At 69.4% G+C, this 25,186-nt stretch carries 20 protein-coding genes and 5 pseudogenes; 12 read left to right on the top strand and 13 right to left on the bottom strand.

Translation table 11 applies throughout. The features are described 5' to 3' along the window. Window positions 1-138: 138 nt before the first annotated feature. From HS041_RS10790 to HS041_RS10780, 3 genes are all read right to left on the bottom strand, one after another. Window positions 139-1,200: an alpha/beta fold hydrolase gene (locus HS041_RS10790; protein WP_196440325.1), complete on the bottom strand. Its 1,062-nt coding sequence runs from the start codon at window positions 1,198-1,200 to the stop codon at window positions 139-141. 218 nt (window positions 1,201-1,418) lie between these two features. Beyond that, window positions 1,419-2,720 (bottom strand): MFS transporter, encoded by a 1,302-nt coding sequence (locus tag HS041_RS10785; protein WP_196440324.1) that lies wholly within the window; start codon window positions 2,718-2,720, stop codon window positions 1,419-1,421. Then, the gene (locus tag HS041_RS10780; RefSeq protein ID WP_196440323.1) at window positions 2,717-3,379 is read right to left on the bottom strand and encodes an HAD-IA family hydrolase; all 663 of its coding nucleotides are present in this window, start codon (window positions 3,377-3,379) and stop codon (window positions 2,717-2,719) included. Before HS041_RS10780 ends, HS041_RS10785 begins: the two co-directional genes overlap by 4 nt. A 53-nt stretch (window positions 3,380-3,432) precedes the next feature. Here HS041_RS10780 and HS041_RS10775 point away from each other — a divergent pair, with 53 nt between their 5' ends. Next, window positions 3,433-4,629, top strand: a complete 1,197-nt coding sequence (locus HS041_RS10775) for an ROK family protein (RefSeq protein WP_196440322.1) — start codon at window positions 3,433-3,435, stop codon at window positions 4,627-4,629. Window positions 4,630-4,908: 279 nt separating this feature from the next. After that, window positions 4,909-6,126 (top strand): GAF domain-containing sensor histidine kinase, encoded by a 1,218-nt coding sequence (locus HS041_RS10770; RefSeq protein ID WP_196440321.1) that lies wholly within the window; start codon window positions 4,909-4,911, stop codon window positions 6,124-6,126. A 112-nt stretch (window positions 6,127-6,238) separates the two neighbouring features. Here the strand turns inward: HS041_RS10770 and HS041_RS10765 are convergent, their stop codons facing one another. From HS041_RS10765 to HS041_RS10755, 3 genes are all read right to left on the bottom strand, one after another. Continuing rightward, window positions 6,239-6,631: an STAS domain-containing protein gene (locus HS041_RS10765; RefSeq protein WP_196440320.1), complete on the bottom strand. Its 393-nt coding sequence runs from the start codon at window positions 6,629-6,631 to the stop codon at window positions 6,239-6,241. A 166-nt stretch (window positions 6,632-6,797) separates the two neighbouring features. Further along, complete coding sequence (locus HS041_RS10760; RefSeq protein ID WP_196440319.1) at window positions 6,798-8,009, bottom strand: sensor histidine kinase; 1,212 nt, start codon at window positions 8,007-8,009, stop codon at window positions 6,798-6,800. A gap of 426 nt (window positions 8,010-8,435) precedes the next feature. Continuing rightward, window positions 8,436-9,200, bottom strand: coding sequence for an SDR family oxidoreductase (locus tag HS041_RS10755; RefSeq protein WP_196440318.1), 765 nt, complete (start codon window positions 9,198-9,200; stop codon window positions 8,436-8,438). A gap of 111 nt (window positions 9,201-9,311) precedes the next feature. On the opposite strand from HS041_RS10755, the gene HS041_RS10750 reads away from it, so the two are divergent. Then, a complete protein-coding gene (locus HS041_RS10750) occupies window positions 9,312-10,166 on the top strand; it encodes a helix-turn-helix transcriptional regulator (protein WP_196440317.1) in 855 nt (284 codons plus the stop codon). An 871-nt stretch (window positions 10,167-11,037) separates the two neighbouring features. Here the strand turns inward: HS041_RS10750 and HS041_RS10745 are convergent. After that, a complete protein-coding gene (locus HS041_RS10745) occupies window positions 11,038-11,475 on the bottom strand; it encodes an enediyne antibiotic chromoprotein (protein ID WP_196440316.1) in 438 nt (145 codons plus the stop codon). A gap of 342 nt (window positions 11,476-11,817) precedes the next feature. Here HS041_RS10745 and HS041_RS10740 point away from each other — a divergent pair, with 342 nt between their 5' ends. Further along, window positions 11,818-12,177: a DUF1801 domain-containing protein gene (locus HS041_RS10740; protein WP_196440315.1), complete on the top strand. Its 360-nt coding sequence runs from the start codon at window positions 11,818-11,820 to the stop codon at window positions 12,175-12,177. A gap of 391 nt (window positions 12,178-12,568) precedes the next feature. On the opposite strand, the gene HS041_RS10735 is transcribed toward HS041_RS10740, so the two are convergent. Next, the gene (locus HS041_RS10735) at window positions 12,569-12,874 is read right to left on the bottom strand and encodes a hypothetical protein (RefSeq protein WP_196440314.1); all 306 of its coding nucleotides are present in this window, start codon (window positions 12,872-12,874) and stop codon (window positions 12,569-12,571) included. A 168-nt stretch (window positions 12,875-13,042) separates the two neighbouring features. Further along, window positions 13,043-13,648, bottom strand: a complete 606-nt coding sequence (locus HS041_RS10730; RefSeq protein ID WP_196440313.1) for a dihydrofolate reductase family protein — start codon at window positions 13,646-13,648, stop codon at window positions 13,043-13,045. 143 nt (window positions 13,649-13,791) lie between these two features. Here HS041_RS10730 and HS041_RS10725 point away from each other — a divergent pair, with 143 nt between their 5' ends. Further along, entirely contained in the window at window positions 13,792-14,427 is a 636-nt protein-coding gene (locus tag HS041_RS10725; RefSeq protein WP_307845231.1) for a TetR/AcrR family transcriptional regulator, read from the top strand. A 285-nt stretch (window positions 14,428-14,712) separates the two neighbouring features. Here the strand turns inward: HS041_RS10725 and HS041_RS38195 are convergent. Beyond that, window positions 14,713-15,088, bottom strand: a pseudogene (locus HS041_RS38195) (transposase family protein); the annotation flags it as partial. Between HS041_RS38195 and HS041_RS38190 the strand changes: the two are divergent. The 3 genes and pseudogenes from HS041_RS38190 to HS041_RS10705 form a co-directional block, all read left to right on the top strand. After that, a pseudogene (locus HS041_RS38190) lies at window positions 15,049-15,554 on the top strand (transposase); the annotation flags it as partial. The pseudogenes HS041_RS38195 and HS041_RS38190 overlap by 40 nt on opposite strands. 62 nt (window positions 15,555-15,616) lie before the next feature. After that, complete coding sequence (locus HS041_RS40405; RefSeq protein ID WP_196440310.1) at window positions 15,617-16,468, top strand: RCC1 domain-containing protein; 852 nt, start codon at window positions 15,617-15,619, stop codon at window positions 16,466-16,468. Between the two features lie 804 nt (window positions 16,469-17,272). Then, window positions 17,273-17,979 (top strand): annotated as a pseudogene (locus HS041_RS10705) (transposase family protein). A gap of 80 nt (window positions 17,980-18,059) precedes the next feature. Here HS041_RS10705 and HS041_RS10700 read toward each other — a convergent pair. Together HS041_RS10700 and HS041_RS10695 are read right to left on the bottom strand one after the other, a co-directional pair. Next, entirely contained in the window at window positions 18,060-19,064 is a 1,005-nt protein-coding gene (locus HS041_RS10700; protein ID WP_196440309.1) for a hypothetical protein, read from the bottom strand. 156 nt (window positions 19,065-19,220) lie between these two features. Next, window positions 19,221-20,003: pseudogene (locus tag HS041_RS10695) on the bottom strand (transposase family protein). Between the two features lie 346 nt (window positions 20,004-20,349). Here HS041_RS10695 and HS041_RS10690 point away from each other — a divergent pair. Continuing rightward, window positions 20,350-21,051: an alpha/beta fold hydrolase gene (locus HS041_RS10690; RefSeq protein WP_196440308.1), complete on the top strand. Its 702-nt coding sequence runs from the start codon at window positions 20,350-20,352 to the stop codon at window positions 21,049-21,051. 219 nt (window positions 21,052-21,270) lie between these two features. On the opposite strand, the gene HS041_RS10685 is transcribed toward HS041_RS10690, so the two are convergent. After that, window positions 21,271-21,555, bottom strand: coding sequence for a hypothetical protein (locus HS041_RS10685; RefSeq protein ID WP_196440307.1), 285 nt, complete (start codon window positions 21,553-21,555; stop codon window positions 21,271-21,273). Window positions 21,556-21,850: 295 nt separating this feature from the next. On the opposite strand from HS041_RS10685, the gene HS041_RS10680 reads away from it, so the two are divergent. The 3 genes and pseudogenes from HS041_RS10680 to HS041_RS10670 form a co-directional block, all read left to right on the top strand. Next, complete coding sequence (locus HS041_RS10680; RefSeq protein ID WP_196440306.1) at window positions 21,851-22,417, top strand: RNA polymerase sigma factor; 567 nt, start codon at window positions 21,851-21,853, stop codon at window positions 22,415-22,417. Continuing rightward, on the top strand, window positions 22,414-23,631 hold the full coding sequence (locus HS041_RS10675; RefSeq protein ID WP_196440305.1) for a CU044_5270 family protein: 1,218 nt from the start codon (window positions 22,414-22,416) through the stop codon (window positions 23,629-23,631). The genes HS041_RS10680 and HS041_RS10675 overlap by 4 nt, the downstream gene beginning before the upstream one ends. A 336-nt stretch (window positions 23,632-23,967) precedes the next feature. Further along, window positions 23,968-25,024, top strand: a pseudogene (locus HS041_RS10670) (IS3 family transposase); the annotation flags it as partial. Between the last annotated feature and the right edge of the window lie 162 nt (window positions 25,025-25,186).

Below are 25,186 nucleotides of genomic sequence, written 5' to 3'. Positions count from 1 at the left end.
CCGGCCGGATCCGCTCCGGCCGGCGGCCCGGGTGCCGCCATTCGCAGTGGAGCGGCGATCGGATCTGCGGGCACCCGGATCGGCGCCATGAGGCCGATGAGGGCGACGCGTCCGTCGGACGCCCGTCGCACTTCGGGCTCAGACGTCGCCGAAGAAGGCACCCAGCAGCCGGTTGACGGGTTCGGGGCAGTCCAGCTGCGGGAGATGACCACAGCCTTCCAGCACGTGGAGGCGAGCCTCGGGCAGCAGATCCGCGAAGCGCTGAGCCCGCTCGACGGGCTGGACGGTGTCTTGCCTGCCCCACACCACCAGCGTCGGGATCCGCGTGTCCGGCATCGCACGCTCGGTCCGGCTCCAGTCCAGGCCGCGCTCCAGCAGGTAGGTGGCGCGCAGGTTGTCGTGGAAGGTCATCGGCGCCCACCACTCGTCGACCAGCTCATCGGTGACACGCTCGCGGTTGGCCATCATGGCCTCCATCGTGGTGCGCACGGTGGGCTTGCCGGTGCTGAACTTGATGGCCAGCTCGCCCAGGACGGGGATCTTGAGCGCTTCCCACTGCCAGGTGCCCGGTAGGTCCAGGCCGGTCGCATCCAGCAGCGCGAGCTTGCTGACGCGTCCGGGATGGCGTTGCGCGAACGCCAGCGCCCACCCGCCGCTCCAGGAGTTGCCCGCCAGCGCCGCCCGCCGCAGGCCGACCGCGTCCATGAAGACACCGACGGCTCTGGTCATGCCGTCGAGGTCCCAGGTGAAGGCGCGATCGTGAAGACGGGTGTAGCCCTGACCGGGAAGATCGACCACGTAGACGGTGTGCCGGCCGGCGAGCGCTCGCACCTGTTCCTTCCAGCCGACCACGGAACCGGCTCCCGGTGACAGCAGCACGACCGGGGAGCCGGAGCCGGCCCGGATGTAGTGGAATCTGGCCAGCGGGGTGTCGGCGAACCGCGAGCCGGCCTCGCGGAGGAAGGGCGAGGAGAAGGAGCGGCCCTCTTCGGCGGGCATATATCCGTAGGCGCCGTACAGCATCACAGCCATGAGCAGCGCCAGCGCCGCCGCCACCCCCCTGATCAGGCGGCGCTTCAAACGCCGGCCCCCGGGCGTCGGCCGGCGGTCGTTCTCGCCGTCGTGGACGGGGTCGGTGCTGCCGCTGCCCGGTGCTTTCCTCTCGCGGGCGCCGGCGGTTCTCTCCGGAAGCGATGTCATGGATGCCCTTCCTCGCGTTGCCTGTCCTCGCGGTGCGAGCCGGAAGGTCGCACCGCAAACCGAAGGACGCATCGCCGTGCGGATTCGTGACATCCGGCATCGGCCGGCGGGCCCGGGCGCCTGGGTCCCGGTGAGGTCCGTAGAGGATGCCCGCATACGGCTCGCACCGCATGTTCGTCGAAGGGATTCGGGGGCGTCGGCCGTAGCCGGCTGTTCGCCTACTTCCGCCCCGGATGGGACCACGATGCGCCGGCCAGAATGGCCGCCAGGGGCAGTACCGCGATCAGGAACGCCGTCCGCAGGTCGAGCGCGGCCCCGAGTGCGGCGAGCGCCGCGGGCGCCGCCAGGATCGCGGTGCCGGAGGCGAGTGCGCCGTACGCCGCCGACTGTGCCGCCGTGAGCCCGGGCACCTGGACCAGCCGGGCGAGCGTCACCGGGTAGAGCGGCGCGATCCCCAGCCCGGCCGCGAGGAGCCCGGCGGTGACCGGTGCAGGCGCGCCGGTCAGAGCGACGGCCAGGGTTCCGGCCGCCGCGAGCCCGCACCCCAGCGGGACGACCGGGACCTCGCGTTCGAGCAGACGCGGCGCCGCAAGCCGGCCGGCCGCCATCCCGATCAGGAACGCGGTGGCCGTCACGGCGGCCGCACCCGTGGTCAGTCCGGTGTTCTGAAGCCGGGTCGTGGCCCAGATCGTGAAGCAGAACTCCATGGACACGGCCACCACGATGGCGGCCCACGCCCCCGCCGCCCGCCGCGCCGTGGGCAGGCCGGGGCCATCGCCGCCCCTCTGCGCCGCAGGAGAGGAGCCGCGCGCCCTGCCTGCGGTGTCCGCGTCCGGCAGGGAACTCCGCGAGTCGGCGGGCGGTCGCCGGTCATGGGCGCCGGACGTCGCCGGCGTGCGGGACCGCGAGTCGGCGGCGAGGAGCAGCAGTGGCGGGACGGCCAGCAGGAGAGCGAGCCGGCCGTTCGCGCCGACGGCGTCGAGGGCACCGATGACGGGCGGGCCGAGCAGGGCGCTGACGCTCGCCGCCGCGTTGGCGCGGGCGAGCCGGGCGGCGGCATCCGGGCCGTGCAGCAGGGCGGGGGTGACCAGGACGATCCCGGCCGCGCCGAGGCCCAGCAGGAGCGCACCGGCCGCGGCCGCCGCCTCGACGGATGCGACGGCGAGCAGCGCCGCCCCGGCGGCGGCGACCAAGGCGGCGGTGAGCAGCGCCGGCCGGGGGCCCGGCCGCAGCATCAGCGGTCCTGCGGCCCCGACGGCCAGCAGGCCGGCCCCGAAGGACGACGACAACCAGGCCAGCTCGCCGGGGGCTGTGCCGAGGTCGCGGGCCAGCAGCACCAGGCACGCGCCGAGGCTGTTGACGGTGAACCCGAGCGCCGCCTGCGCGAACCCGACCTGCCGGACGACCCGCCGCTCCTGTGCGACCGCCTCCCGCGCGGTGCCGGCTCCCGCCTTCCGCCTCCCGCGCTCTTCCCGTCCCGCGGGCTCGTCTCTCCCGCCGCTCCCCGCTCCTGCGCTCATCGCCTCTCCGTTCGCAGGTCCGTCGTCCTCCGCCCGGATTCGGTGCGCAGCAGGTGGGCGAGCTGCCCCAGGTCGAGCAGGCGCAGGTCTCCGTCGAGACCGCGCAGCGCCGCGGTGAGCATGCCGGCCGCCCGCCCGGCGGCGAGCCCCGGCTCGCTGTCCTCCACGACGAGGCAGGCGGCCGGGTCGGCGCCCAGGAGATCCGCGGCTCGCCGGTATCCCTCGGGGTCCGGCTTGCCCGCGCGCACGTCGTCGATGGTGAGCAGCAGCGGCGGGTCGATCCCGGCTCTGCGCAGCCGCGCCTCGGCCAGCCGGCCGTCGGCGCTGGTCACCACGGCCCACGGCAGCCCGAGGCGGTCGAGTTCGGCGAGCAGGCCGTGCGCTCCGGTGGCGGCGACGTCGGACGGGTCGTCGTACTGAAGGGCGTGCTGCCGCCGGGCCGCCTCCGCGACGCCGTCCTCGCCGAGTCCCGGCAGGAGTCGCCGGACCGTGCTCGCCGCCGGGCTGCCGTGTGCGAGGGCGAGCACCGTCCGCGCGTCCACGCCGTACTCGCCTGCCCACGTGATCCAGGCGCGTTCGACAGATGCGTCGGAGTCGACGAGAGTGCCGTCCATGTCCAAGAGCACCGCCTCGACCCTCCTCAGGTCCAGTCGTCGCACAACCTCCCCTTCCAATAAACTCGTTGCACGAGGATAAAGAGGCGGTGGCACTCATGACAAGCGCTGCAGGTCGCTCGCCCTCCGTCCGCGCCCGGGACGCCCGCTGGCGTGGTGCGCTGGCGGTACTGGAAGAGATGCGCCGGGAGCCGGGCGTCACCCGGGCGAGCGTGGCGCAGCGGCTCAGCCTGACCACCGGATCGGCCACCGAGATCACCGCGCGGCTGCGCGAACTGGCGCTGCTCGCCGAGACCCCGGCCGCCTCCTCAGGACGGGGGCGGCCGACGACCGTGCTGTCTCCGCACCCGGACGGCCCGGTCGTCATCGCGGCCGACGTCCGGCAGGAGGACTGGCGGGTCGCGGTCGCGGCACTCGACGGCAGGCCGCGCGTCATCGAAGCGGGCACGCACGCCAGCCGCGAGCCCGGCCAGGTGATCGACGTGATCGCGGGGGCGGTGCGACGCGCCTGTGAGCACCATGGCGGCCGTGTCCGGGCCGTGTCGGCGGCCGTCGCCGCGACGGTCCGGCACGGCGGGGTCGTGCAGTCCGCCGCGCTGGGCTGGGACGCGGTGGATCTCACCGCGCTGGTGCCCGATCCGCGTCTTCCGCTGTTCATCGGCAACGACGCGACGCTGGCCGGTGCCGCCGAGGCCCGCTACGGTGCCGCCACGGGTGCCGGCACGGCGCTGCATGTCACGATCGAGGTGGGAGTGGGCGGCACCCTGGTCGTGGACGGCCGTCCCGTCGTGGGCGCGACCGGTGCCGGCGGCGAGTTCGGCCACCTGCCGTTCGGCGACCCCGCGCTGCGCTGCCCGTGCGGCGCGACGGGGTGCTGGGATCTCACCGTCGACGGGCGGGCCATCGCCCGCCATCTCGGGGAGCCGCCGCCCCGCGATCCGCGCAGCTACGCACAGGAGGCCGTGGGCAGAGCGACGGGGGATGCGCTCGTACGGTCCGCGGTGGGCCGAGCCGCGAGCGAGTTCGGCCGCGGTCTCGCCGGGCTGATCAACGCTTTCGACCCTGACATCGTCACGATCGGCGGCTTCGCCGAGCCGCTGTGCGCCACAGCCGCTTCGGAGTTCGGCGCGGCCCTGACCGACGGGCTGATGCGGTTCCGCCGCCCGTCTCCGCCGCCCGTGGTGGCCGCCTCGCTCGGCGGAGACGGCGCGCTGCACGGGGCTGCGGTTACCGCGCTCGACAGCCTCCTCACGGAGGAGGGCCTCAGCGCGTGGGCTGCCGAACGCGCCGGTTGAGCACGCCGCCCGCCCGGTGCTTCCCAAGCTTCCGCGGTGAGTGCCCTGACCGGAACCGCGGACGCGGATTCGGCCCGTAACGCACCTCGGGGGAAACGCCGGTGTACACCGGCATGTAACCGTTCAGCGGTCACAGGTAGCGTGGCCGGGGCGACCGCTGCTCATGCATGTTGTGACCTGCTCCGACTCTGGGTAGGGCGACGGGTAGCGCACGCGATGCCGCACCAGGGTCATCCATCGCATCGACCCGGGCACCTGCGGGAAAGCGAGGCAGGGGCGATGACTTTCCCACCGTGGCCGAGCAATGAGGCCGAGCGGGTTCAAGAACTGCAGGAACTGCACGCCCTGGACGTGGTTCTGGAGCCGGACTACGGCGCCATCGCCACCGCGGCCGCCTGCGCCTGCCGTACCCCGATCGGCTTGGTCAACCTCGTCGACGCCGACCGGCAGCACTACAAAGGACGCCACGGCCTCGACCTGGCCGGCCTCGACCGGCGGCTGGCGTTCTGCCCCTGGACCATCTGCGGCCGTGAGGTGCTGGAAGTGCACGACGCCGTGACCGATACACGCTTCCGCCGCGACCCGACCGTCACCGGCGAGCCTTATGTGCGCTTCTACGCCGGTGCACCCGTCATCACCAGCCGCGATCACGCGCTGGGTACCGTCTGCGTGGTCGACCACCGCCCCCGCAAGCTGACCGCCGTGCAACGCCAGACCCTGTCCACGCTGGCCACCGCCGTCGCGCATCTGGCCGAGCTGCACCACCACGCCCGCGTCTCCGAGCAGGTCCAGCGGCGATCACGCGAACTGGATGAGCTGAAAGACCAGTTCCTTCGCACCGTCAACCATGAGTTGCGCACCCCGCTGACCTCGATTCGCTCCTACCTGCAAATCGTCCAGGACGGCGGCCTGGACGAGACCACCGAGCAGAAGTTCCTGCGCGTCATCGACCGCAACAGCGTCCGTCTCGGTGAACTGCTGGACCGGCTGCTGCTGATCGCCAGCCTCAACGCCCGTACCGCTGCCTTCACCCCCGAAACGGCCGACCTGGCCGACCTGGCCCGCCGGGCGAGCGCCGCCCTGGCCGAACAGGCCCGTGCCGGCAACCTCACCGTGGCCGTGCACGCCCCCGTCGCGGTGGCGGTCTGCGCCGACGCCTCCCAGACGCAACAGGCGATCGAGCAGCTGCTGGACAACGCCGTCAAGTTCACCCCGCCGGGCGGCCACATCAAGGTCATCGTGCACGCCGGCCCGGTTCCGGCGGTGGAGGTGCGCGACACCGGCATCGGCATCGACCCGGACGAGATCGAACGCGTCTGCGACGATTTCTACCGGGGCTTGGGCGCCGAGGAACGCGCGATCAGCGGCACCGGGATCGGCCTGTCCATCGCCGAGAAGATCGCCCGCATCCACGGCGGCGACGTGCAGATCGACAGCCGGCCCGGGTACGGCACCCGGGTCCGGCTGACCCTGCCCGCCCCGGCCCCATGCACATAGCACGCCAACGGAGCGCGTACGGAGGCGTCTCGGGGATCGCCCCGAAAACGATGGCGCTCGCGAGAGGGCAGCGCACCACCCGCGACTCATTCGCCGCGGCGGGCGCGCGGGGCTAGGGGTCGAGCGGAAGAGAATCCTTGGTCATCTCATGAATGGCCGTGGTCACGTCGGGGAAGATCGTCAGATGGCTGCGCAGGCCGGTGATGGTCAGCAGCCGCTGCATGATCCCCCGTGCTCCGGCCAGGGCGAACCCGGCACCACGGGTGCGGCAGTGGTTGAAGGCCGCGATCAGTTCGCTGAGACCGGTGGAGTCGCAAAAGCTCACCTCGGCTATATCCATGACCAGAGCACGCAGATCCGCCTGTTTACGGAGCGGCTCCAGGTGCGCCCGCAGTATCGGTGCCGAGCTGATGTCCAGCTCTCCGCGCACGTGCATGACGGTGATCCCGCCGGTGGCGGCATCGGTGTCCACGGACAACCGGGCGCCACCCGGGGAAAGAGCCATCGGGGGGCCTCCCTGAACAGGTGGGTACGGATCCATCGTTCTACCGCGGAATCCCATCGTTTAACGCTCCGGCCGCCGCCGGTGCCGGGCAGACCGCCCTGGACGCCTTCGCCGGCCGGTGCGGGGAAGGCGGCGGGCGGCGGCGGGCGGCAGGGCCGTCCTCCCGTCACAGACGGGCGCCGGCCCGGTGAGAGGGTTCCGGATCGGCCTCGGGCAGGGTGATGGTGAAGCAGGCGCCGGGGTCGGCGGGGGCGTAGGTGACGTCGCCGCCGTGGGCGCGGGCCAGCTGCCGGGTGATCCACAATCCGAGGCCGACCGATTCGGGGGCGGTGTCGGCGCTGCTGAAGCGGGAGAACAGCGCCTCGCGCTTGTCCTCGGGCACGCCCATGCCGTGGTCGCGCACCTGGATGGCGACGTGGCCGCCGAGGGTGGGGGCGGCGCTGATGACGATCGGAGGCTCACCGTGGCGCAGGGCGTTGGTGGTCAGGTTGATCAGGATCTGTTCCAGCCGCTGCGGGTCGGCGTACACCTTCACGTCGTCGTCCATGTCGACGGTGACGGGGCCGTGCAGGTGGGCCAGGGCCTCGTCGATCGCGGCGCGCAGCGGGACGGGCTGCAGATCCAGCCGGAGGTGGCCTTCGGCGTCGACGCGGTCGGCATCCAGCAGGCTCATGGCCAGGCGGCGGATCCGGCCGGTCTGCCGCAGCGCCATCGTGATGAGCTCCCGGCGCTGTTCGGAGGGCAGGTCGTCGATGTCGTCGTAAAGGGTCTCCAGGGTGAACTGCACCGAGGTCAGAGGGGAGCGCACGTCGTGGGCCAGGGTCGAGGTCAGCGCGGCCCGCCACCGCTCGGCGCGATGCAGGGCGGCGCGGTCGCGGCGGTGGTGGTCGACCTGGCGGGCGATCACCGCGGCCACGGCGACCAGCGTCGGGATGAACAACACCGCGCTGGTGAGCACCGCCGATGGGCGGCCGGCGGCGACCAGCGGGGTCAGGTAGGCCAATAACGCCACCGGCGCCACCGCCAGCGCGGCGCGAGCGGGAAAGTGCAGGCCGATCCAGACGAACACCAGCACGAAGAACGGGGCGGCATTGGCGACGGTACCGCCGGCCGCCCACATGGAGGCGGATAAGACCACGAAGGCGGGCAGGGCCAAGGCCAGCGGCGCCCATGGGTGCAGCCGCCGCCAGATCGACCACCATCCGGCCGCGGCCGCGGCCGCCTGCAGCGCGGCCAGACCGCCGAACAGGAGCCGCTGGTCGGCCGGGACCGACAGCGCCTTCACCATGGTCAGGGCAGTGCCCAGGGTGAACAGCAGCGCCATCTGCCGGGCGGCATGGCCCGGCCCTTCTCCGAGTACGGACCACTGCCGAACCATGACCGCCTCCATCGCTAGTCCAATAACCTCATACCCCTCTCACGGGAACAAAAAGGACAAACGTAAGCTGGTTTGAGATGCCAGCCGCTTCAGCGGCGGCGATGACGACGCCCGTGCCGAGCCGGTCTCCACACCGCCCGTGAGAACACCGTCCTGAGAACGACGGCGGCCTCAAGGGGCCGACGCACCGCCCACGACCGACCACCTGTGCCGGTCTCTCACCCGGGCCGGTGGGATCCGACCGGCTCCGGCCCGCCGCTCTCCTCGGCCTCCGGCCCGCCGCTCTCCTCGGCCTCCGGCCCTCACCGGGCGTGAGGAGATCTCCCGCAGGCCGGCCGCCGGCGCGTAAGCCGCCGCTCAACGGCTCTTTTCCGAGCACCGGTCCTCGCGGACCGGGTCGGTGCCCCGGCTCCGGCGCCTGCCCGGTTATCTGCCGTGCGGGTCGGACGCGTTGAGCACCTCGACGACCCGGTCGTAGTCACCCCGCGCCTCGCCGTAGCGCAGGAACTTCACGCGTTCGACCTGGATCTCCTTGGCGTCCGGCTGCGTCCGGAGCAGCTCGACGACCTCCGCCACGAACTCCTCGAGCGGCATCGCGAACGCGCTGTCCTCCTGACCGGGCAGCAACGAGGTGCGCACCGACGGCGGTTCGAGTTCCACGATCTTCACGGTCGTGTCGGCGAGCTGCAGCCGGATCGACTCGCTGAGCATGTGGATCGCGGCCTTCGACGCGTTGTAGCTCGGCGTGACCTTGAGCGGTGCGAACGCCAGGCCCGAGGAGACGGTGACGATGGTGGCGTCCGGCTGCTTCTGCAGGTGCTCGACGAACGCGGCGATGAGGCGGATCGGGCCGAGCAGGTTGGTCGTGATGACCGACTCGGCCGAGGCGAGGAACGACTCGGGCCGGTGCCAGTCCTCGATGCGCATGACGCCGGCCATCGTGACCAGGACGTTGAGGTCCGGGTGCCTGGCCAGCACCTCCTTCGCGGCGGAGTCGACGCTCGCGGGATCGGTCGTGTCGATCTGAACGGTGTCGATGCCCGGGTGCTCCGCGGCGATCCGCTCCAGCAGGTCGGCGCGGCGTCCGCCGACGATGACCGTGTTCCCCTCGGCCATCAGCTCGACCGCGAGGGCCAGGCCGATGCCGCTCGTGGAGCCCGGGATGAAGATGGTGTTCCCTGAGATCTGCATGCGTCCACTCTGGGCCGCGGGCTCCGGCGGGTGCAGAGAGCGCTCATCGGGGGATCGGCGATCCCTGGTTCGCGGTCGTCGGCTCTCGGGTCCGGGACGGATACTGAACGCATGGACCGCAGAGCACTCGCCGACTTCCTCCGCCGCCGCCGGGAGGCACTGCAGCCGGAAGACGTCGGCCTCCCCGCCGGCGCACGCCGCCGGGCCCCCGGCCTGCGGCGCGAGGAGGTGGCGGCCCTCGCCGCGATGTCGGCCGACTACTACACGCGGCTCGAACAGCAGCGCGGCCCCCAGCCCAGCGGACAGATGCTCGCCTCCCTCGCCCGTGCGCTGCGCCTGACCGGCGACGAACGCGACTACCTGTTCCAGATTGCGGGGCACAACCCTCCGGTGTCGGTCGTGGCCGCGACGCACGTGGCTCCCGCCCTGCTGCGGGTGCTCGACCGCCTCGACGACACCCCGGCGCTCATCCTGTCCAACCTGGGCGAGACGCTGGTGCAGAACCGGATGGCCGACGCCCTGTTCGGCGACAAGTCCGGCCACACGGGCCTCGCCCGCAGCGAGATCTACCGCTGGTTCACCGATCCCGCCGAACGGCTGCGCTACCCCGACAACGACCGCGACAGGCAAAGCCGCGCCCAGGTCGCGAACCTGCGTGCCGCCTACGGATCGATGGGGCCCCGGTCCCGGGCCGGCGAGCTCGTCCGGGCGCTGCAGAAGGCGAGCGCGGAGTTCGCCGAGCTGTGGGACCGGCACGAGGTCGCCAAGCGCTTCGCCGACCACAAGACCCTCATCCATCCCGAACTCGGCCCCATCGAGCTGGACTGCCAGGTCCTGTTCACCGAGGACCAGTCCCAGGCACTGCTCGTGCTCACCGCTCCCCCGCGCACCGAGGGCTACGAGAAGCTGCGACTGCTCGCCGTTGTGGGACAGGAGCACTTCGCCGCGTCCCCGCGAAGCCGTTGACGACCCGCCCGAAGAGGGGGCGGACAGGTGGGCCGGAAAGGGGCACGCCACCGGTCAACGGCCGTTTCGAGGCTTGAGAGGTCGTCTCGGCACTGATCTTGGGGCAGCGGTTGCTCGGTGTCGTCCTCCGACGCGGCAGGCTTCGGCGTCGGTTCGGGGACGCCGAATGGGCTTCCCCGCCGGGCTGGTCTGATGTCCCCGCTCCGCTGCTCCTCGCGGGCCCCTCCCTCGTTTCCGGGCGACCGCGCTCCGGGGTAACCGCCCTGGTAAGACACCGAGCCGCGACGGGCATGGGAACGAAAAGTCGCGGTTGGCAGGCCGGGCCCGCTGTTCTCCGATCAAGATGGCGGGGTTGGTCGGGCCGGTTCGGAGGGGCCGCAACGGAGGTGGTCGCGGACCGGGGGCGGTCACCGAACTCGTACCCTCCTGGGTGGTCGATGAGGTGATCAGTTTTCGTCGTCGACCGGCTCGTCCAGATCGCACGCGCCGCTGTGGCCCATGTGATCTGAACAAGCCGGTCGTCCCTGGCCGGTTCTCCTTCACCGTCGCGCTTCGCGCACTCGTCCGCAGGATCGGCCGCGCCGCCGCCTGCGGTTCGTCCGCAGCCTTCGAAGAGATCGGGGGCAGCCCTCGACTCGTCCGACGCTCCCGAGCGAAAATCCGTGAGCGCAAAGGCACTTCGGCCCACGCCCGCACCGTCCGGGAAACGCCGCCGAGCAGGACCGTTTGCACGATCACCGTCCGGCCACCCCACGCAACCGAGCCGTAACCCACCGGCGCTGGTCACCGGAGGACGGGCACCGGGGCCCGCGCCGTCTTCTTCGGGAAGGCGGCGCGGGCGGCCCGGCCACCGCCGGCTCACCGGGTACGGCTACCCCGTGAAGGAGAGCGCCTGGGAGCCGAGGAAGGAGCTCTCGTTCCCGGCGCTGACGAAGCAGGTGACGACGGTGCAGTCCACCGTGCCGACCGGGGTGCTCGCCGGCGGGGTCACACCCTGGAAGCTCTTCCGCACCACGAACGTGGAGCCGACGGACCCGTCAGCGCCCACGGTGACCGTCTTGGCGGTCGCCTCGTTGCACGCGAGCTGCTCGGCGACAGTCGCACACTGCACGACACTGAACTGCTCACCCGCCGTCGCGCCGGTGATCGCCACCGTGACGGTGTCGCCGTCCGACAGGCCCGCGGCCGGCGTCACCGAGAAACCGGGAGCGGCAGCCAGGGCCGCCGGCTGCGACACGAGGGTCAGCGCACCGGCCGCGACAGTGGCGGCGACACCGAGCTTGACGAGGAAACCGGTCTTCTTCTGCATTTCCTGACTCCTTTTATTTGGCGATCGACTCGCTCTTGCAAGGACAACTCTGCTCCCTCGGGGCCCGGCGGGAAAGGAAAGACGAGGTCAGCAAGTTGCCCAAGCGGATCCACTTCTTGTCAACAGTCCAGTTGCGATGCGGGGGTGACGACCGGTAAGGGGGTGCGCAGGCTGCGGCGGTGTGCCGCCACGACCTCCCGCTCCCCTCCGGCACCGCGCCGCCGCCCGCCCCACGTCGCCGCCGCGCGATCGCGCCCGCCCGCACCCCTAAGCCCGGCGGCACGACCCCAGAACGGAATGCGCGGCGTTGTGCGCTCCATGCCCGTGGTGTAGTACTCGAACATGAGCGGAACGCAGAAAGTAGAAGATTTCCTGGGCAAGCTCGACCATCCCATGAAAGCGGAGATGGAAGCCATCCGGGAAATCATCATCAAAGCGAACCCGAAAATCGAAGAAGACGTGAAGTGGGGAGGCCCCAGCTTCGCCTACAAAGAGGAAATGGCCAGCCTCAACCCGAGGGTGAAGGACTACGTCCCCGTCATCTTCCACAAGGGGTCCCTGCTCAAGGACGAGTCGGGCCTGCTGGAGGCGGGACCCAAGGGGCGGGCCTACGCCAAGTTCCGCAGCATGGCCGAGATCAAAGCGGGCAAGGCCACGCTGGAGAAGCTGGTGAACGACTGGGTGAATCTGATGGACGAGTAGGACCGCGCCGATCGGTGATCGCGCGGGTCCCGCGGCGAACCGGCACGCCTGGGAGAAGGCCCTGAACGGCGGGATGCCCGCCCAAGGGCCTTCTTCTCGTCCCGCCATGTGCAGGTCGTGGCGGCGTGATCGGTGGTGACGGGCAGCGTGTCGTTGCCGAACGGTACGTGCTCGACGTGCTCAAGATCTTGACATGTCTCTCGCATTGAACATGAGTGAGCTATTTTCATCTCGTGTGATCAAGGATGCGTCAGCCTGACAGCGAGGAAGCACGGTGCCCGGTGCAGCTCATTGTGAGCGGCCTCGTTTTATTGTGAGCGGCCTCGTTGATTTCTCGCAGCTCCAGGGATCGGCCGCGGTTCGATCAGCCGTTCCAGGACGAACCCGGCGGTCAGTAGCCCGCCCAGGAACGTCTCCAACGGCACGCGCTGGAAGCGGATCGAGAGCGGGCTGCCGGTGAGGGAAGTTCAACCCAGTCGTCGGCGTGGTGCGAACTCCCGAAGTGGGCCAGTCGGCGGCCGGATGGGTCGTCGAGACCGCAGCCGCCCGCCATAACCGGCTCACCGCCCGGCTGCGTGAGGCCGGGCTGGGTGCCTTCGTCGGTCTCGGCTTCGTCGACCTGGACGACGAAGCCGAGCACCCGGTCATCACCGCTGGCCGCCACCGAGCACGTCCGATGACAGACGATCACCCGCATGATCACCGTCCGCAACCAGTGGGAGCACGCCCTTACTGGATCACACCAGCACGTTGACCTGAGGCTTCGAGATGGAACGATCTCAGTGATCCGGCACTCAGTGTGCCCGCACGTCGGGGTGAGGACCCTCCACCTCGCAATCGGCGGTTTCGCGACGAGTGCCGAAGGTCAGCGGAGGAACTGGTAGTACAGGTGCGTCACACCGTTGCCAGGCGTGACGCGGATGGGTGTGAGTTCCTTCCAGCCTGGCCCGATGTGGTCCCACAGCCGGATTCCGGCGCCGAGCAGCACCGGTGCCTGGTGCAGATGCAGTTCGTCGAGCAGTCCGGCGGCGATCGCTTGCTGGACGATGCTCGCGCCACCCGACAGGAACACGTCGCGCCCCTCGGCGGCCTCGACGGCTTGCTTGATTGCGGATTCCAGCCCTTCGGTCACGAACGTGAAGCTGGTGCCGATCCGGTGCAAGGGCTCACGCTCGTGGTGGGTGACCACGAACACCGGAACGCGAAACGGCGGCTGCTCGCCCCAGGGCTCTTCGCCGAAGTCGAACATGGTACGTCCCATGACATAGGCGCCGGTGTCGGCGAACTCTTCGGCGACCAGGTCCGAGGAGACCGTGTGGTCGCCCCCAGTCATGCCCTGGCGTTCCCGCCAGGCTGCCAGGTGGAACACCCAGCCGTGCACCCGGTTGTGTACGGGGAACCACTGCTCGGGATCACTTCCCCCGACGTACCCGTCGACCGAGATCGACATCGCGGCAACGACCTTGCTCATTGGATACTCCGATTACGTAGTAGTACGGCGGCACTCCGGCGGCCTGCCGACGCAGAACCGAGCCCACATCGGAGGCGACACGCTACGTGTCGTTTATCCGTGATGTCAATACGACACGTTCCGTTTCCCGTAGGGTGGTGAGCGTGTCCGTGCCTCCGAATCCGCACCGCCGCAGCGAAGCCAGCCGTCGCGCCATCCTCGAGGCGGCGTTACGGCTGTGCATCGAGTCCGGCTATGGCCAGCTCACGATCGAGGGCATCGCCGCGAGCGCCGGCGTGAGCAAGAAGACCATCTACCGGTGGTGGCCGTCGAAGGGAGCCGTGGTGCTGGAGGCACTCGACGACTTGGCGACCACGGTGGTCGACTACCCGGACACGGGTGATCTTGTCGTGGACCTGCGTACCCAACTCACCGCCGTCATCGCTCTGCTCTCGCCCGCGGATCGCTCCGCGGTTGTCGGGCTGATCGCCGAGGCCCTCCAGAATGCCGATCTGGCGCACGAACTCCGGGAACGGCTCATCGCACCCCGCATCGCGCAGTTCAAAGAGCGCATGCGCCGAGCGCAGCTCGAAGGACAAATCGCCACCGACGCGGACCTGGATATCGCGGTGGACCTGCTGTACGGACCTCTCTACCACCGGCTCGTCTTCCACCTGGGCATGCCCGATTCTCGCCAACTCGGCGAGTTGATCGAGCACGCCTTGCGAGCGCTCAACACGGCACCCCGATCCGGCGAAACTTCGGCAACCATGCCGCCCGCACCTCATGCGCGTCACTGAGGATCGGTAGCTTGCAGGGGCGTCCTGGCCCGCTCCTGGCTTGGTGTGCCGGGTCACCCCGGATCGGTCGCTCAGCCATGTCGGAGAGGTCATCGCCCCTTGCCTCGCTTCCCGGGAGAGCGTCTGGCCGATGGGGTGGATGGCTCCGCTGCGGCGGTGACGGGCGGGGATGCCGGTTGTTGCCGTACCGGTGTCCGGACAGGTCACCGTACCCAAGAAGTGGAGCCGGTGGGCCGACCATGCCTGACGAGCGCCGATCGGCGGGACTGGTGAAGTGCACCTTTTTCATCGTCGGGCGACCTCGTAGTTCTGCAGGACGGCGACGACGGCCTTGCACAGGTGCCCGGCCTTGCCGGGACTGCGGCGGAGCTTGCGCAGGATGCGCCAGCTCTTGAGCTGGGCGTTGGCACGTTCACCCCGGCCGCGCAGCCGGGCGTGGGAGCGGTTGGCCCGCTTCTGGGAGACAGGCTTGTTCCTGTCCCTTGTACGGCGTGACCACCGGGCCTTCCGCGCCCTGATAGCCCTTGTCGGCGAGCGTGACGATGCCGGCCCGTTCCAGCATGCGCAGGATGCCCCGGATGCGGGCGGCGGTCAGGTCATGGATCTTGCCCGGCAGGACGCCGGGCGTCGGTCGACTCGAGCCATCTGCGGGCGATGAAAGGTGGTGCGTCCACCGGCCCGTTCCCGATGGACCGGGGCAAGACCGGCAGCAAGCACCACGTGATCGTCGAGGCCCGCGGCATCCCGTTGGCCGTCACGCTGACCGGCGGCAACCGCAACGACGTACCCCAGCGATCCCACTGATCCGAGCGGTCCCGCCGATCCGAGGCGAATGCGGCCAACCGCTGCGCCGCCCGAAGCGCCTCTACGCTGACCGCGGCTATGCTCACGAGAGCTACCGCGACCAGGTCCAACGGTTCGAAATCACCCCGCACATCGCCCGACGCGGCACCGAACACGGCTCCGGGCTCGGCGTACACCGCTGGGTCGTGGAAGGCGCCATCGCACTGCCGCACTGGTTCCGCCGCCCACGCATCCGCCGGGAGATCCGCGACGACATCCACCAGGCCCTCATCACACTCGGTTGTGCCGTCATCTGCTGGCGACGACTGAGGACCCCGCTCTGATCCCAGCCCGAAGTAAGGGTAAATCCCATGTCGCGAACTCGCGCCGAGGACAAGGAGGTGGAATGCTCGCTAACCCGTCGGCGCTGGCGGCCGGAAGGCGTCATTCGGTCGGACGGCGCTGGGATGGAACCGTTCTCGCCGTGGGCAATACCGCAGCCGCTGAATGTCGTGTCGAGCGATGGGAGAACGTCGTCGCGGTGGCAGCTGGCAACGTCCATACCGCGACGAACACGGGCAGGTCCCATACGGTGGGACTCCGGTCGGACGGCACGGTGCTGGCAACGGGGTGGAATGGCGATGGGCAATGCGATGTCGCCGGATGGCGAGGCGTCACGGCCGTGGCCGCGGGCTGGCGCCGCACGCTCGGGTTACTCGCGAATGGTCGGGTGCTAGCCGTTGGCCGGAGTTCAGAAGGACAGTGCAACGTGCAGTCCTGGCGCGAGATGGTCGTCCTCTCGTGTGGTGACTGGCACTCGGTCGGCGTCCGGTCGGACGGTTCTGCACTGGCCGCAGGGAACGACCGACGAGGGCAGTGTGCCGTTGAAGGGTGGCGTGACCTAGCCGCCATTTCGGCCGGACATCTCCATACCGTCGGCCTCAGAGCCGACGGGCGGGCAGTAGCGACCGGAGACCGGGCAACTGGAGCGTGCGAGGTCGATGGGTGGGAAGACGTGGTGGCGCTCGGCGCGGGCAGCTATCACACCGTCGGGGTCACTGCGTCCGGACGGGTCCTCGCAGCGGGAGACAACAGCTACGGACAGTGCGAAGTCGGCGATTGGCGCGACATCGTCGCCGTGGCGGCCGGTTCAACGCACACCCTTGGCCTGCGTGCCAATGGCGCAGTCGTGGCCGCGGGGAACAACGCCGACAGGCAGTGCGAAGTCGATGCCTGGTCCGGAGTCCAGCCTCCATAGGCCTCCGGCCGCGCCAACGCGAACTGACATGCCGCCGTTCCCGAGCCCCACAGACCTCATTCTGATTCCAGCCCCAAGAGGTGAACCGGATAAGGCATCAGGACTTGTTCGGCGAGGGCTGTGCAAATCCTGCACATTACTCACCGACTCTAGAGTATCCGGCGCCCCGGAAGAGTCCGTCAGACACGATTTGCGTCAACCTGGCATGCAGCATCCATTAATGCCGGGAGAGTCTCGAGCCAATCAAACAGCATTCAATAGCCAACTCCGAATGCTGTTTGCATGAGTATACGGCCTTGCAGATCTGTCCCGGATGCTCGATAAGAGAGGGCATTCTCAAGCCAGAGCTTTGCTCGGCCATCTCAGTGCGCGTTTGAGAGGTGATCGCGGAGTCGTCCCAGCCGTTCGGCTGATGCAACGCTTCATCCGTGGAAACCGATGACGAGATCTCCAGAGCATGTGCTCGCCTGCACCCCGTCACCTTTCAAGAAGATCCCGATCGGGGGCCGATGGGGCTCTCCGCCGTTTCGTGACCGCAATGTCGCAGGCAGAACCGCAGCCGTGGTGTGCGAGGACGCCGGCATCTCCGCCGTGGGCGTCGATCACGGAGCCCTTTTCAACCTGACGGAGCTGATCAGCGTGGGCGCAAGGAGGCTGGGTCGAGGTGAGAGGAGGCTCCCGGTAAGACAGCAGTCGACCAAGATCCGATGCCCCAACCGGGAGCCTCGTTGCTGTCATACCGTGCCGCGATTCCGCTGCCTGACCACACCCTCGTCCGCCTGGCCGAGCTGATCCGCGCCCACCGTGCCGAACGGCGCTCCCGATGGCGTCGCCTCGGCCCCGGGCAACAAGCCCTCCTGGTCCTGGCCCACCTGCGCGGGCGGTGATACCTACGCCCGCCTGGCCAGCGGGTTCGCCATCGGCACCACCACCGCCTGGCGCTATGTGCATGAGAGCGTCGACCTGGTCGCCGCCCTGGCAGACGACGTGCACACCGCCGCACACAAGGCCTCCCGCCTGGCCTACGTCATCCTCGACGGCACACTCCTGCCGATCGACCGGCCGGCCGACGATGCGCCGTACTACTCCGGAAAACATCACCGGCACGGGGTCAACGTCCAGTTCCTCGCCGATCCGGCCGGCCGTCCGGTGTGGGCCTCGCCCGCGCTGCCCGGCGCGGTGCACGATCTGACCGCGGCCCGGCGGACCGGCCTGATCGACGCTCTGACCGGCGCCGGTGTCCAGGTCTTCGCCGACCGGGGTATCAGGGTGCGGGCGGCACGATCCGGACCCCATTCAAGCGCCACCGGCACCGGCCGCGCCTGTCGCGCCACCAGAAGTCCGTCAACCGCTCCCACGCCCGTATCCGGGCGATCGGGGAACGCGCCGCCGCCACCCTGAAGGCGTGGAAGGTGCTGGTCCGGCTCCGCTGCTGCCCACGTCACGCCACCGTGATCGTCCAGGCCATCCTCGTCCCGCAACTCATCGAAGAGGACCGCTACTCAGGATGAAGAACACTCCAGACCACAGTTGTTGATCATGTTCGGGAAACGGTGGCGGTCTCAAGGGATCAACCGAGCCGCCACCTAGATCAACTTTGATCCCTGGTCGCACGTTTCGTTAGCAACGCCCCCTCAATGCTCCCAGGTGGAGAGTGACGTAGCCGCCAGTACGCGCCACCCAGCAGGGCGAGCACTATCGCACTGATGGCGATGTCGTTGAGCAATGCCTCCGTTGCTGACACCAGGCGTGAATGGGGGTCGTAGTTCGGAACGAAGTACGCGAAGACGGCCGCCGAGACCAGCGCGGCGGCCCATGCGGTCAGGACGTGCCGCTGATTCCAGCCGGCGCGACGGGACCACACAACGATCACCGCGGCGGCAGCTGTGGTGACCGCGACCTGCAGGCTGACCGCGGCCCAGTCGTGGGGGTCTGCGACGAAGCGGGCACCGAACACCAGTATCCCGGCCCACAGGGGATGCGGGCTGCGTCCGGCTACCGGCCGAGGCCGGCGCCGCCACCGGGGCAGCAGCGCAGCGCCGATCAGGGCCAGCACCGTCAGCGCCGCGAATGCCAGTTGCAGCGGGCTGGCCAGGAATCCTTTGCGGCCGTTCTCTTCGTCGAAGAAGATTATCGAGCAGCCCAGGACGAACAGGACAACCATCACGATGAGGCCTGGGCGGCCCAGCCACGGCTGGTGACGCCGGGCCGGAGCCAGATACGACTCGACGATCGCGATCGGGGCGCAGATGCTCAACGCGATGTGATTGCCGACGTAGGTCAGTGCGCTCCCGGCGCTGAACCCCAGCAGCGGCACGGTGGTGGCCCGGGCGGCCTCCACCTCATCGGCGTAGGCGGTGTTTTCGGTGAAGCCGAGGTTGAACAGCGCCTGATCAACTAGCCCGGCCTGAAAGATGCCGAATGCGGCCGCTAGCAAGACGATCGCCGGCCAGCCTCCGCCGACCCGGACGGAGACCTCACGGATGAGTACCGCGGCTGCCCCGTACAGCGGGGCCAGGACCACGACGACAAACACAAACCCAGCGGCGGAGAAGCCACCCCAGGAACACTCGCCCGCCCACGGCGCCAGCACCATGAGCGCCAGAACCGGGGCCCACCGGCGCCATCGCGGCAGGGCGGGGCCTGGAGGCGGGCCCGTCACGGGGAACTCCGTCGTGCCAGTAGTCATGGCGCGACGATAGGACCGCCACGCCCGACGGTGAATCGAACTTTGGTCTACCAGGAGTGTTCTTCATCCTGAGCAGCGGTCCTCTTCGATGAGTTGCGGGACGAGGATGGCCTGGACGATCACGGTGGCGTGACGTGGGCAGCAGCGGAGCCGGACCAGCACCTTCCACGCCTTCAGGGTGGCGGCGGCGCGTTCCCCGATCGCCCGGATACGGGCGTGGGAGCGGTTGACGGACTTCTGGTGGCGCGACAGGCGCGGCCGGTGCCGGTGGCGCTTGAATGGGGTCCGGATCGTGCCGCCCGCACCCTGATACCCCGGTCGGCGAAGACCTGGACACCGGCGCCGGTCAGAGCGTCGATCAGGCCGGTCCGCCGGGCCGCGGTCAGATCGTGCACCGCGCCGGGCAGCGCGGGCGAGGCCCACACCGGACGGCCGGCCGGATCGGCGAGGAACTGGACGTTGACCCCGTGCCGGTGATGTTTTCCGGAGTAGTACGGCGCATCGTCGGCCGGCCGGTCGATCGGCAGGAGTGTGCCGTCGAGGATGACGTAGGCCAGGCGGGAGGCCTTGTGTGCGGCGGTGTGCACGTCGTCTGCCAGGGCGGCGACCAGGTCGACGCTCTCATGCACATAGCGCCAGGCGGTGGTGGTGCCGATGGCGAACCCGCTGGCCAGGCGGGCGTAGGTATCACCGCCCGCGCAGGTGGGCCAGGACCAGGAGGGCTTGTTGCCCGGGGCCGAGGCGACGCCATCGGGAGCGCCGTTCGGCACGGTGGGCGCGGATCAGCTCGGCCAGGCGGACGAGGGTGTGGTCAGGCAGCGGAATCGCGGCACGGTATGACAGCAACGAGGCTCCCGGTTGGGGCATCGGATCTTGGTCGACTGCTGTCTTACCGGGAGCCTCCTCTCACCTCGACCCAGCCTCCTTGCGCCCACGCTGATCAGCTCCGTCAGGTTGAAAAGGGCTCACGAAAGCGGCGGTGAGCGGTGGATTCCGCGATCCCGGAACACGGCGGCAGAGCCCGCCGGGCGCATCCGCTCACCAGAACGTAGACGATGGCCGCGAACACCGCCGTTGGATCGTCCGTGGATGCGTTCCTTCAGCTACTGGTCCCCGACGGGTTTCGGGCGCTGTTCCAGTACGTGATCCCGCCGGCAGCCGCCCGGCCGCCATGGCGGGTATCGTCCGGAATGTGATCGATCATCAGACCGCCGATGTCGGCGGCATCCGGCTCTCCTATCAGTCGGTCGGCCCCGAGGACGCCTCGCCGCTGCTTCTGCTGCACGCATTGGGGGAGTCATCGGCGGATTGGGGCGGTGTGGCGGACGCCTTCGCCGTCCACCGGCGGGTATACGCCCTTGACCTGCGTGGCCACGGTCAGAGTGGCTGGCCGGGAGAGTACTCGCTGGAGTTGATGCGCGACGACGTTCTTGAATTCATGGACGGGTTGTCGCTCGACCGGGTGGATGTGATCGGGCACTCGATGGGCGGGATCGTGGGATATCTGCTGGCTCAGGCGGCTCCCTCGCGGGTGCACCGGCTCGTTTTGGAAGATGTCCCGGCACCGTTGCCGCGTGAGCAGAGCATCACGACCCGACCGGACGGACCTCTGCCCTATGACTGGGCGATGGTGCAGGCGATCAAGGCTCAGATCGACGACCCCGATTCCATCTGGTTGGAGCAACTCAGCCAGATCACGACACCCACGCTTGTCATCGGGGGCGGACCGGAAAGTCCGATACCGCAGGAACGGGTCGCCGAGTTGGCGCGCCGCATCCGCAGCAGCCGACACATCACGATCCCTGCAGGTCACCTGATTCACCAAGCCGAGCCGGAGGCCTTCACCGACGCCGTGCTGGAGTTTCTGCTGTCGGAAGCGACTTCGCGGCCCTGAACGAGGTGTGTTCCGGCGATGGCAGCCAAGATCATCCGGTCGATGCACCCATGGGCGATCTCACGCCTTACCGCCAGACGAGTCACGTTCCGAGCCAGTCGATCAAGAGCGGGGGTCGCGTTCGCATGTCATCACCGCTAGATGTGTCAACCACTGGTTAGGCCAGACAGAGCGGGCAGGTCGCGTTGATCGCTAAGTTGATCATGCTGTTCACCACGATCACCAGCAACTTGCCAACCGCAGGAGCAGAAAAGATCGTGAGCAAGGAGGACGACCGTCTCTCAGCTCCGCGGCCCCGTCGTAGAAGTCGAGCAACGCGGTGAGGTGCCGGATCATGTACTCCTGCGGGAGCTCCGCATCCGGAAGCAGTTCGCGGACCGCGGCTGGGATCTCCCCGTCGGACACTGCGAGAGCGGTCAGCATCACCGATCCCATCCACCGCAGCAGCGGTGCCGCCACCGCGACGACGGCGGGCTCCAGAGTGGTGACCGGATGCTCCCACACGGTCTGAGGGTGGTCTCGGTACGCCGGGTTCACCTCCTCGTCCCCGGCTAACGCGCGCTGGAACGCGGCCAGGGCATCAGGGTCGGCACAGACCAACTCGCACTGCCGGCCTGCCCCGGGCACACCTCAGTCGCCTCACTGGTCCGCCACGTTCGAGTCCCTGGCGAAGCACCTGCACGCTGGCAATCAGGACGTGATCCCGCCGCCCGCTGGCGCACAGGATCCCCTCAGGCTGTAAGAAATAGCGCGGTTCGCTCACTTCCCTGTTAGTGGCGCATTAAGGGAAGGGGGGCGCATGATCGAACCTGGTCCCCGGGACCGGTTCACCGTCTTGTACAGCTCTTGCTATTCGAGCGTGTACGCGTACGCGGTCAGCCGTGCGGGGCGGCAGCTCGCGGAGGAGGTGGCGAGTGAGACATTCTGCGTCGCGTGGCGGCGGATCGACGACGTGCCGGATGAGGCGCTCCCATGGCTGCTCGGCGTTGCCCGCAACGTACTGCGCGAGTCCTACCGAGCAGAGGCTCGGCGTCAGTCGCTGGAGGACGAGCTGTCGGCTTGGGGCTCGGCCACGGAGCTGACGGCGCGTGATGTCGCCGAGTCGGTGACCGAGAGGGCAGCAATTTTGCGGGGGCTCGCTGCGCTCTCCGATGAAGATCGTGAACTGCTCACGCTGGTCGCCTGGCATGGGCTGCGAGCCGTGGACGCGGCGAAGGTCGTCGGCTGCTCCACCGCCACGTACTTTGTCCGGTTGCATCGCGCCCGGCGCAGGCTGAAGCGTGCGATGGCCGCAGAGACCGACGCGATCACCGGCGCCGTGTTCTCCTCCGAATCGCTGGAATCTGCAAAGGAGTCAACCCGGTGAAGAAGACCGACGTGATGAAGTCGCTCTCTGCCACTCGTCCCGCCTCGCTCAAGCCGGTGGACGATCCGGAACGGCTCGACCGGATCATCGCCGCCGCGACCACGCGGCCGTCCACGGTCTCGGCGGGAGCGGACGCGCTGCTGACGCAGACCGCCTCGCCGGAGCGTGTTCCGGCACGGCGGCGGCTCCTGCTCTCTCCTGGCCGCGCTCTGCTCGGCCTGGTCGCGGCCGCCGCCGCGGTAGCGGTCGTCGCCCCTGCGATGCTGTCCGACAACACGATCTCTGTCGCGCCTCAGCCCGGCACGTCGGTGTCCGCGACGGCCGGACCGACCGCCCGGCAGATCCTGCTCGCCGCTGCCGTCGCCGCGGAGAAGGCCCCTGCGAGCGGCGACTACTGGCGCACCGCGACCGTCAGCCAGTGGATGTTGACCGACCCCACGCGCAGCTATGTGCTCGAGCGCAGCCGGTCCCTTGAGACGTGGCGGGCGAAGCGGCCGGATCTGCAGTACTGGCGCATCTGGCAGGATCTCGGCGTCAAGCCCGCGACCCCGCAGGACGAGGCGGCCTGGCGGGCTGCGGGGGCGCCCACCAGCTGGCGATACCCCAAGAACATGAAGACGGAAAACCTGTTCTCCGTCCCGTTCAAGCCGCTGAAGGCGGCGGCAGGTGAGCGAACCGCCGAACGGCTTTACGGCAAGTGGAAGGGCTCGGCCGGTGACCTGGCAGGGAAATCGTTGACCTGGAAGGAAGTGCGCGCAATCCCGGGCGAGCCCGAGGCGCTCCGGAGCTACCTAGAAGAGCGCATCGGCCGGCTGGAGCTGACCGGATCCATGATGGACGTAGAGGAGGCGAGGGCGTACATCCTTCTGCGGGACTGTGTGGACATCATCAGTGGTCTGCCGGCCTCGCCCGAGGTTCACGCATCCGCGTACCGGATCCTTGCCTCCCTGCCCGGCATACGGGCCGAGGGGGAGATGACCGATCCGCTGGGCCGGCGCGGGCAGACGCTCACCTATCAGGAGGAGATAGAGCCGGGCCTGTTCTCCAAGGTTCAGCTCGTGGTCGACCCCAGCACCGGCCTGCTTCTTGCCGAGGTGAGGACGAACACAACCAAGCTCGCGAACGGGCGGCAGGCGGAGCTGCGTCTCTCCACCTCGTTCCGGGCAATCGGCTGGACCGACGAACGCCCAGAATTGCCCACGCATCGGAACTGAGTCGCTCACCGATCCGCGTGCGAGGGCCGGAAGAGGGGCCGGCGGTGCATCGTGGCGCCGAGGCGGCATCGTCTGAGGGGGAGGTTGTCCCGTAGCTCGTAGAACTTGAAGTGGCGGTCCCCGCCTCGGGGCCTACCTGGTGGTAGGTCTCGGGCAATCGCCAAATCACTCCGAGCAAGGAGACCGGGACCGTGAGCAAGACCTACCAGACCAAGCGCCAGCGTGTTCAGAAAGTCACCGAAGACGTGGCCGTCCCAACCAGCGTGGGGTCCTCGCCCTGAAGTGTGGACACCTTGAGTGCCGGATCATGGAGATCTGGAGACCAAGGAGTTCTGCATGGCCATGAAGGCCTACTCGGCCGAGTTCAAGGCCGACGCCGTCGCGCTGTACCTGTCGGACCCGGCCCGGACCTACGCATCGGTGGCCGAGGACCTGGGCGTCAACCGCGAGACGCTGCGTCTGTGGGTACAGCAGGCACGCGCGGCCGGTACCACTCCGACCGCGGCGGCACCGGCCCGGCCGGCAGCTGCCGAGGTCGCGCTTGAGCAGGAGAACAAGCAGCTTCAGGCCCGGATTCGGGAGCTGAAGACCGAGCGCGACATCCTGCGCCGGGCGGCCGAGTATTTCGCGGGCGAGACCAACTGGTGAGCCGCTTCCAGTTCGTCGCCGACCACGCGAGCGCCTTCGGCGTCAAGCGGCTGTGCCGGGTGCTGGAGGTCTCCCGCTCGGGCTTCTACCGGTGGCGGGCCGCCGCCCCGCTCCGGGCCGCGCGAGCGGCGGCCGACGCCGACCTCGCGCACCGGATCAAGAAGATCCACGCCGCGTTCGACGGCACCTACGGCAGCCCGCGCATCACCGCTGAGCTGCGGGATGCGGGCGAGGCGGTCAACCGCAAGCGGGTGGCGCGGGTGATGCGCGCGCACGGTGTCGTCGGGGTACACCTGCGCAGGAAGGTCCGCACCACGGTGCCCGAACCGGCCGGGCAGGCGGTGCCCGACCTGCTGGAGCGTGACTTCACCGCGTCCGCGCCGAACACCCGCTACGTCGGCGACATCACCTACCTGCCGACCGGCGACGGCCGGTTCCTCTATCTGGCGACGGTGATCGATCTGCACTCGCGTCGCCTGGCGGGCTGGTCGATCGCCGACCATATGCGCACCGAGCTGGTGATCGACGCGCTGCGGACCGCGGCCGCCACCCGGGGCGGCACCCTGGCCGGGGCGGTCTTCCATGCCGATCACGGGCGCAGTACGCCTCGGCCGCCTTCGCTGCCGTGTGCGCCGAGCTGGGGGTGCGCCGGTCGATGGGCGCGGTCGGCTCCAGTGCGGACAACGCCGCCGCGGAGGCGTTCAATGCCACGCTCAAGCGCGAGACGCTGCAGGGCGCCAAGAGGGCGCCTGGTCCCGCACCGAGGTCTACAGGCTGCGGTAGATGTCACGGCGATTGCCGACGGCCAGGACCCACACGATCAGTTGGCCGTCCTCGATCGTGTATACGACACGATAGTCCCCCACCCGGAGCCGCCACCGGGCGTCATGTCCTTGAAGAGCCTTGG

The organism is Planomonospora sp. ID67723, assembly GCF_015711605.1.
Taxonomy (GTDB): Bacteria; Actinomycetota; Actinomycetes; order Streptosporangiales; family Streptosporangiaceae; genus Planomonospora_A.
Note: the sequence above shows the minus strand (reverse complement) of the source record. Positions and strands in the feature narration are given on the sequence as shown.

Coding starts and splice junctions, on each gene's coding strand:
- HS041_RS10790 (WP_196440325.1), bottom strand. CDS start 1,200: ATGACATCGCTTCCGGAGAGAACCGCCGGCGCCCGCGAGAGGAAAGCA.
- HS041_RS10785 (WP_196440324.1), bottom strand. CDS start 2,720: ATGAGCGCAGGAGCGGGGAGCGGCGGGAGAGACGAGCCCGCGGGACGG.
- HS041_RS10775 (WP_196440322.1), top strand. CDS start 3,433: ATGACAAGCGCTGCAGGTCGCTCGCCCTCCGTCCGCGCCCGGGACGCC.
- HS041_RS10770 (WP_196440321.1), top strand. CDS start 4,909: ATGACTTTCCCACCGTGGCCGAGCAATGAGGCCGAGCGGGTTCAAGAA.
- HS041_RS10765 (WP_196440320.1), bottom strand. CDS start 6,631: ATGGCTCTTTCCCCGGGTGGCGCCCGGTTGTCCGTGGACACCGATGCC.
- HS041_RS10760 (WP_196440319.1), bottom strand. CDS start 8,009: ATGGTTCGGCAGTGGTCCGTACTCGGAGAAGGGCCGGGCCATGCCGCC.
- HS041_RS10755 (WP_196440318.1), bottom strand. CDS start 9,200: ATGCAGATCTCAGGGAACACCATCTTCATCCCGGGCTCCACGAGCGGC.
- HS041_RS10750 (WP_196440317.1), top strand. CDS start 9,312: ATGGACCGCAGAGCACTCGCCGACTTCCTCCGCCGCCGCCGGGAGGCA.
- HS041_RS10745 (WP_196440316.1), bottom strand. CDS start 11,475: ATGCAGAAGAAGACCGGTTTCCTCGTCAAGCTCGGTGTCGCCGCCACT.
- HS041_RS10740 (WP_196440315.1), top strand. CDS start 11,818: ATGAGCGGAACGCAGAAAGTAGAAGATTTCCTGGGCAAGCTCGACCAT.
- HS041_RS10735 (WP_196440314.1), bottom strand. CDS start 12,874: ATGCGGGTGATCGTCTGTCATCGGACGTGCTCGGTGGCGGCCAGCGGT.
- HS041_RS10730 (WP_196440313.1), bottom strand. CDS start 13,648: ATGAGCAAGGTCGTTGCCGCGATGTCGATCTCGGTCGACGGGTACGTC.
- HS041_RS40405 (WP_196440310.1), top strand. CDS start 15,617: ATGCTCGCTAACCCGTCGGCGCTGGCGGCCGGAAGGCGTCATTCGGTC.
- HS041_RS10700 (WP_196440309.1), bottom strand. CDS start 19,064: ATGGTGCTGGCGCCGTGGGCGGGCGAGTGTTCCTGGGGTGGCTTCTCC.
- HS041_RS10680 (WP_196440306.1), top strand. CDS start 21,851: ATGATCGAACCTGGTCCCCGGGACCGGTTCACCGTCTTGTACAGCTCT.